Raw genomic sequence first — 6,688 nt, 5'->3', positions numbered from 1 at the left:
GATACTGGGCCTGCTCGCGCTTGTTACCACTCAGGGCGACCTTGCCCGCGTTCACGACGATGACGAAGTCACCGGTGTCGATGTGCGGCGCGAATGTCGGCTTGTGCTTGCCTCGCAGCAGTTGAGCGGCCTGGCTGGCCAGCCTGCCGAGCACCACGTCCGTGGCATCGATGACATGCCAGGCTTGCTGGATGTCCGTGGGCTTGGGCTGGTACGTGCGCACAGGTCTGCCTTTTCTTGTCAGCGGATGCGTTCGATTGTGCCGTCGGGCCGCTCACGCCGCTTGACGCCTGGATCTCGCAACCCGTCATGAGCGTTAGGTCCTCCGAGGCCGCCGATGACGCGAAAAGACCGCTGATCGCATCGCCTTTGGCCGGCTAGTCCTTGAGGTTACCAGGCGGACGACGCAGCCGGCCGGCGAGGTCTGCGAACTGATCGGCAGCCGATGAAGATCCACCGAGCACGCCGTAGTCTGCGGCAGGTGGATGAGAAACCGCCAGAGCGTTCACCCGGCGTTTCGGGGGACGCCCTCGAACATCCCGGCGATCTGTGGGCCCCGCCCGCCGACGACCCGCTGTTCGGCCCGCTGCGTGGATTGCCGTCCTCGATCCGCAGGCCGGTATGGACCCCCGACGCCGGCAGCTCCGTCCCGGATCCGGGCATGCCGGATCCGGCAATCCCCGGGCCGGCAGCAACCGGACCGGCAGCAACCGGACCGGCAACAACCGGACCGGCAGCAATGGACTCAGCGCCCCCGGCCACATCGGCTGCGGCAACCGACGGCGCGTTGGTGCCTATCCAGGATCTGGACGCGCAGGATCTGGACGCGCAGGATGATGCGCGCCGCCCGCCGGCCCCCGTTCGTCCCGTGACCCGGGGTTACATCGCTAGGTTGATCACAGTGGCGGGCATTGTGGCTGCCCTGGTGATCGCCTCTGTCGCCATCGTCGCCAAGCATGACAGCCGCAGCAGCCGGCGGGCCTCACCGCCGGTGGCAACGGCAGGCCCGGGGCTGGTCGGCCCCGGTTTCATCGAAAGCGCGCGGACGGATTCCGACCCGGTCACAGCCAGCGAGTTCTTCGCCGCCGACCGTGCCACTCTCGATCTTCGTTCCTACCGGCGGCTCGCATCCACGCTGGAGGTCGGGTGCCCGGGTCTCACCGGTGAACTCGCTACCGCGCTGCCCGGCGACCGGTGCCGGCAGCTCGTCCACGCGGTGTATCTGAGTGAATCGGAGACGTCCGGACGCCGGGTGCTGGCAGCGGTGTCCGTTCTCGTTCTCGACGAGGCGACTACCGCTGCGAAGGCGGCAAGCGTGGTCGCTGCCGGCCAGGGTGGCGTACCGGCCGTGGCGGTGCCGGCGGACGCTCTGCCCGGCGCGGTGGTCACGAATCCGACCGGCGACAACTCGTGGCGGAACGCGCGGGTCAGCGGCCATTACCTGATCGTGCTGCAGCTCGCCTACACCGACGGTAGCCAGGGAGCAGCTGCTGACCCCGCGTTGAGCACCGCCAGCCACGATCTCGCGCTACTTGCCACCGAGCCGATCTTTCGACGCGGCCTCACCGGCCACGGGCCGCACTGACGATCGTCGCGTACCCTTTGGCCTAAGTGGTCGCCACCGACCACTTAGAGCGACCGGTTAGCCGGACGAGGTCGTGGGGACCCGGACTGCCCGGGTCACCGCCGCACGAGCGGCGAGATCGGTGTCAGGAGGGTAGCGGACCTCGACGAGGGTCAGGCCATGCGGCGCAACCACGGTCACCGCCGGGTCGCGGACACCTCGCACGAGGACCCGCGCGGCCCACTCCCGGGGACGGCGGCCCTCCCCCACGGCGAGCAGCGCCCCCACCAATGCCCTGACCATCGAGTGGCAGAAGGCATCCGCCTCCACGTCGGCGGCCACCACGCCGTCGTGCACCCGTGCCACGTCAAGGCGCAGCAGCGTCCGCACGGTGGTCGCGCCCTCCCTACGCCGGCAGAAGGCGCTGAAGTCGTGCTCACCCAGCAGTGTGATGGCCGCGTGCCGCATCCGCTCGGCGTCCAGCGGGCGCGGCCAGGCCAACGTGTCGTGGCGGCGTAGCGGGTCGACCCCGTACGGCGCGTCCCCGATCCGGTAGACGTAGCGCCGCGATAACGCCGAGAAGCGGGCGTCGAACCCCGGCGGGGCCGGCGCGAGGCCCGTGATCCGCACGGAACGCTCCAGCACGCCGTTGAGTCGGCGAGCGAGCCCGCCGAGCGGGACGTCATCGGGAATGTCAACGTGGGCCACCTGGCCACGCGCATGGACGCCGGCATCGGTCCGGCCGGCAACCGTGAGCCGGACGGCGGGCAACCGCGCGACCCGCATCAGAGCGTCTTCGACATCACCCTGCACGGTCCGCCGTCCGGGCTGGCGTGCCCAGCCCGCGAACAGCGTCCCGTCATAGGCCAGGTCGAGGCGCAGGCGCTGCAGCCCGTCTGAGGCGTTCACGGCATCCTGACGATTCCGGTCGGACAGTTCTGAATCACACCGTTGATCACATTGTCCTGCCGGATGCGAAGTGGCGGGAAAGACATCGGGGATCACCAGGATCATGGTGTGACGCGAAACACGAAGCCCACCATCCTCCAGCGGATGGTGGGCTCGCGCGAGCTGGGGTTCCTGAGCAGATCGCCAGGGCCTGTCCGGTGAACACCAGTCGATACCGACGATGATCAACCGAACAGGCCTCAGGGAGCCGACGGACACACGATCATGATTCTGATTCTGTGCACGCGCGCCCGGCCCCGCGACCCCGCGTACCTGTTGCCGGGCGCTTCTATTGCGCCGTGGGGGCGCCGGTCCCGTCATCGGCGGCCGTGGCAGCCGCATCGGCCGTGGCAGCCGCATCGGACGTAGCCGCCACATCAGCCACATCGGTCGCATCAGCCGGTGTCTGCTCGGCGTCGGCTACACCCGCAGCGGCCTCCGCCTCCGCCGCCACCGCGGCCGCGGTCGGCGACTCCTTCGCGAGATCCGCAGCGGCTTCCGCTGTCGCACCGGTCGGCCGCCGCCGGGAGATGAAGCGACTGCCGCGCGCCCGCTCGGCCTCGCCCACCGCCTCCTGCGCGACCGTCATAGCCTCGACGAGCTCGATGCGCGCCAGCGGGGCGTTGTCGCCCTTGCGGGGCCCGAGCTTCACGATGCGGGTATAACCGCCGTCGCGGTCGGCATAGCGCGGGCCGATCTCGGTGAACAGAACGTGCACGACGGACTTGTCCCGGACCACCCGCAGCACGCGGCGCCGCGAATCCAGATCGCCGCGCTTGGCAAAGGTCACCAGCCGCTCGGCGTACGGGCGCAGGCGCTTGGCCTTGGTCTCCGTCGTGGTGATACCGCCGTGCTCGAACAGCGCGGTGGCGAGGTTGGCCAGCATCAGCCGCTCATGTGCGGGACTGCCGCCGAGCCGGGGGCCCTTGGAAGGCGTGGGCATGACAGTGCTCCTCGTTCCTTTCGCTGTCCGTCAGCGTGTTACGGGCGCCACAGGTGCCGTTGTGTCTAGTACTGCTCGGTCTCGACGAACTCCGCACCATCGTCGGTCGGATCGCTGAACGGAGCGTGGTAGGTGTCGGTACCGTAGGTGTCCACTGCCTGTCGCGGGTCGAATCCCGGCGGGGAATCCTTGAGCTGCAGACCCATCCCAGCAAGCTTCGTCTTGACTTCGTCGATCGACTTCTGGCCGAAGTTGCGGATGTCGAGCAGGTCCGCCTCGCTGCGGGACACCAGCTCACCGATCGTGTGAATGCCCTCGCGCTTGAGGCAGTTGTAGGAGCGGACGGTCAGATCCATCTCCTCGATCGGCAGCGCCAGATCCGCGGCAAGGGCGGCGTCCGCCGCGGAAGGACCGATGTCGACACCCTCCGCCTCGGCGTTCAGCTCCTGCGCGAGACCGAACAGACCGACGAGCGTCTTGCCAGCGCTGGCCATCGCATCCCGCGGCGAGATCGACTGCTTGGTTTCGACATCCACGATCAGTCGGTCGAAGTCGGTCCGCTGCTCGACACGGGTCGCCTCGACCTTGTAGGTGACCTTGAGAACCGGAGAATAGATCGAGTCGACCGGGATCCGGCCGATCTCCTGGCCCGCCTGCTTGTTCTGGGTGGCGCTGACATAGCCACGCCCCCGCTCGACGGTCAGCTCGATCTCGAGCTTGCCCTTTTCGTTGAGAGTCGCCAGCACCAGGTCCAGGCTGTGTACCTCGACGCCGGCCGGCGGCGCGATGTCTGCCGCCGTGACCACGCCCGGGCCCTGCTTGCGCAGGTACATCACGGTGGGGTCGTCGTTCTCGGAACTCACGACCAGTTCCTTCAGGTTCAGGATCAGGTCGGTAACGTCCTCTTTCACCCCTGGAACCGTGGAGAACTCGTGCAGTACCCCGTCGATGCGGATGCTGGTCACCGCCGCACCGGGAATCGAGGACAGCAGAGTACGGCGAAGGGAGTTACCGAGGGTGTAACCGAACCCGGGCTCAAGCGGTTCGATGACGAACCGCGAGCGGAACTCGGAGATCGGTTCCTCGGCCAGCGTCGGGCGCTGTGCGATGAGCATCGTTACATCCTTCCAAACACGGCGACCGCCATATGACGCCGTGACTTCGACTCCGGACGGAGCCCATGGGCGGGATCTCCGTCCACCCCACCCATGTCGAACGAAAAGTTGAAGTCTACGCTACTTGGAGTACAGTTCGACGATCAGCTGCTCCTGGACCTGTGTGTCAATCACCTGACGGGCCGGCAGCGAGTGCACCAACACCCGCAGCTGGGTCGGGATGACCTCCAGCCAGGCCGGAACAGTGCGCTGGCCCGCCGTCTCGCGCGCGATGATGAAGGGGGTCAGCTCACGTGCCTTGGGCGCGATCTCGACGATGTCGTTCTCGCTGACCCGGTAGCTCGGGATGTCGACCTTCCTACCGTTGACCACGACGTGCCCGTGCCGCACAGCCTGGCGGGCAGCGTCACGCGACGGTGCGAAGCCAGCCCGGTAGACAACGTTGTCGAGCCTCGACTCGAGGATCTTCAGCAGCTCGTCGCCGGTCTTGCCGGTTCGGCGGTTCGCCTCGTCGTAGTAGCCGCGGAACTGCTTCTCAAGTATCCCGTAGATGCGTGCGCACTTCTGCTTCTCACGCTTCTGCAGCAGGTACTCGGAGTCCTTGGTGCGGCCACGGCCGTGCTCACCCGGAGGATACGGCCGGATCTCGATCGGGCACTTGGGTGACTCGCACTTGCTGCCCTTGAGGAACAGCTTCGTCTTCTCACGGCGGCAGCGCTTGCAGTCCGCGCCGGTATAGCGGGCCATGCTTGTCCTTCTCTCCTTTTCGGCCAGAGATGGCGCGATCATGTGTTTCGTCGCGCCACCGGAGGCCTTGAGTGATCACCTGGTGACCACTCAGCCCTGGTGTTGCCGGCGCGAACTCCGCCAGAGGTAGCGCGACCGAGGCATTCCTCGCGCCACCGCGGGCCCTGATGTACCGGGTCAGACCCTACGTCGTTTGGGCGGCCGACAACCGTTGTGAGGCGTCGGGGTCACGTCCTGGATGGCGCCGACCTCAAGGCCAGCCGCCTGCAGGGAGCGGATCGCCGTCTCCCGGCCCGACCCCGGACCCTTGACGAAGACGTCCACCTTGCGCATCCCGTGCTCCTGCGCCTTGCGAGCGGCGTTCTCCGCCGCCATCTGCGCGGCGAACGGCGTCGACTTACGGGAGCCCTTGAACCCGACGTGCCCGGCACTCGCCCAGGAGATCACATTTCCGCTGGGGTCCGTGATCGACACGATCGTGTTGTTGAAGGTGCTCTTGATGTGGGCGTGGCCGTGCGCGACGTTCTTCTTTTCCTTGCGCCGGACCTTCTTGATCCCGGCGGCACGCGTCTTTGGCGGCATATGTGCTCGTGGTCTCCGTTTGCGAGGTCGTCGGTCAGTGCCCGACGGTGATGACCGACAGTGGTCACACCGACCGAAAGCCGCTGACTACTACTTCTTACCGGCCTTCTTCTTGCCGGCGATGGCACGGCGTGGACCCTTGCGGGTACGCGCATTGGTGTGGGTCCGCTGCCCGTGGACGGGAAGGTTCCGCCGGTGCCGCAGGCCCTGGTAGCAACCGATTTCCATCTTTCGCCGGATGTCCTGGCGTACCTCTCGGTGCAGGTCACCCTCGACCCGGTAGTGCGCGTCGATCCACTCCCGGAGGCTGACGATCTCTTCCTCGGAGAGGTCGCGAACGCGTGTGTCCGGGTTGACCCCGGTGGCGGCGAGGGTCTCCAGTGAGCGGGTCCGGCCGATCCCGAAAATGTAGGTGAGACCAACCTCGATCCGCTTCTCCCGCGGGAGGTCTACGCCTGACAGGCGTGCCATACCAGGTATTTCCTTCCTGTACCGGAGGTCTTGAGCGTCCCCACCCCGTCACGGCGCGCTGTCCGTCGAACCGGGCCCCGGCCTCCGACCGGGGGTGAGTGCCGTCTGACACGACACGGTGACGCTTTGACGAGCATGTCCAACACCCCGTAGCCGCGAAGCATCGCTCCCGACCACCGGGCCACGGCGTCAGCCCTGACGCTGCTTGTGGCGCAGATTGTCACAAATGACCATTACCCGGCCATGGCGACGGATCACTTTGCACTTCTCGCACATCTTCTTGACGCTTGGTTTGACCTTCACGGCTGCACGAACCTC

General features: G+C 67.0%; 9 protein-coding genes. 1 reads left to right on the top strand and 8 read right to left on the bottom strand.

Annotated features, from left to right (window positions below):
• The coding region (gene rplM, locus U9983_RS09260) for a 50S ribosomal protein L13 (RefSeq protein ID WP_322753604.1) at positions 1-223 on the bottom strand (223 nt) is incomplete at its 3' end.
• Between the two features lie 258 nt (positions 224-481).
• On the opposite strand from rplM, the gene U9983_RS09255 reads away from it, so the two are divergent.
• Positions 482-1,585, top strand: a complete 1,104-nt coding sequence (locus tag U9983_RS09255) for a hypothetical protein (protein ID WP_322753603.1) — start codon at positions 482-484, stop codon at positions 1,583-1,585.
• 57 nt (positions 1,586-1,642) lie between these two features.
• Here the strand turns inward: U9983_RS09255 and truA are convergent, their stop codons facing one another.
• From truA to rpmJ, 7 genes are all read right to left on the bottom strand, one after another.
• Entirely contained in the window at positions 1,643-2,473 is an 831-nt protein-coding gene (gene truA, locus U9983_RS09250; RefSeq protein ID WP_322753602.1) for a tRNA pseudouridine(38-40) synthase TruA, read from the bottom strand.
• Positions 2,474-2,801: 328 nt separating this feature from the next.
• Complete coding sequence (gene rplQ, locus U9983_RS09245) at positions 2,802-3,455, bottom strand: 50S ribosomal protein L17 (RefSeq protein WP_322753601.1); 654 nt, start codon at positions 3,453-3,455, stop codon at positions 2,802-2,804.
• Positions 3,456-3,520: 65 nt separating this feature from the next.
• On the bottom strand, positions 3,521-4,570 hold the full coding sequence (locus tag U9983_RS09240; RefSeq protein ID WP_322747177.1) for a DNA-directed RNA polymerase subunit alpha: 1,050 nt from the start codon (positions 4,568-4,570) through the stop codon (positions 3,521-3,523).
• A gap of 120 nt (positions 4,571-4,690) precedes the next feature.
• Positions 4,691-5,317 carry a 30S ribosomal protein S4 gene (rpsD, locus tag U9983_RS09235; RefSeq protein ID WP_322747176.1) on the bottom strand — a complete coding sequence of 209 codons (627 nt, stop codon included), beginning with the start codon at positions 5,315-5,317 and terminating at the stop codon, positions 4,691-4,693.
• 177 nt (positions 5,318-5,494) lie between these two features.
• Positions 5,495-5,899: a 30S ribosomal protein S11 gene (gene rpsK, locus U9983_RS09230; RefSeq protein ID WP_013875088.1), complete on the bottom strand. Its 405-nt coding sequence runs from the start codon at positions 5,897-5,899 to the stop codon at positions 5,495-5,497.
• A gap of 90 nt (positions 5,900-5,989) precedes the next feature.
• Positions 5,990-6,370, bottom strand: a complete 381-nt coding sequence (gene rpsM, locus U9983_RS09225) for a 30S ribosomal protein S13 (RefSeq protein WP_322747175.1) — start codon at positions 6,368-6,370, stop codon at positions 5,990-5,992.
• Between the two features lie 189 nt (positions 6,371-6,559).
• Positions 6,560-6,673 carry a 50S ribosomal protein L36 gene (gene rpmJ, locus U9983_RS09220; protein ID WP_322747174.1) on the bottom strand — a complete coding sequence of 38 codons (114 nt, stop codon included), beginning with the start codon at positions 6,671-6,673 and terminating at the stop codon, positions 6,560-6,562.
• Positions 6,674-6,688 lie beyond the last annotated feature (15 nt).

Source organism: Protofrankia sp. Cas3 (assembly GCF_963555955.1).
Taxonomy (GTDB): Bacteria; Actinomycetota; Actinomycetes; order Frankiales; family Frankiaceae; genus Protofrankia.
This window is presented reverse-complemented; position numbering and strand designations above follow the sequence as displayed.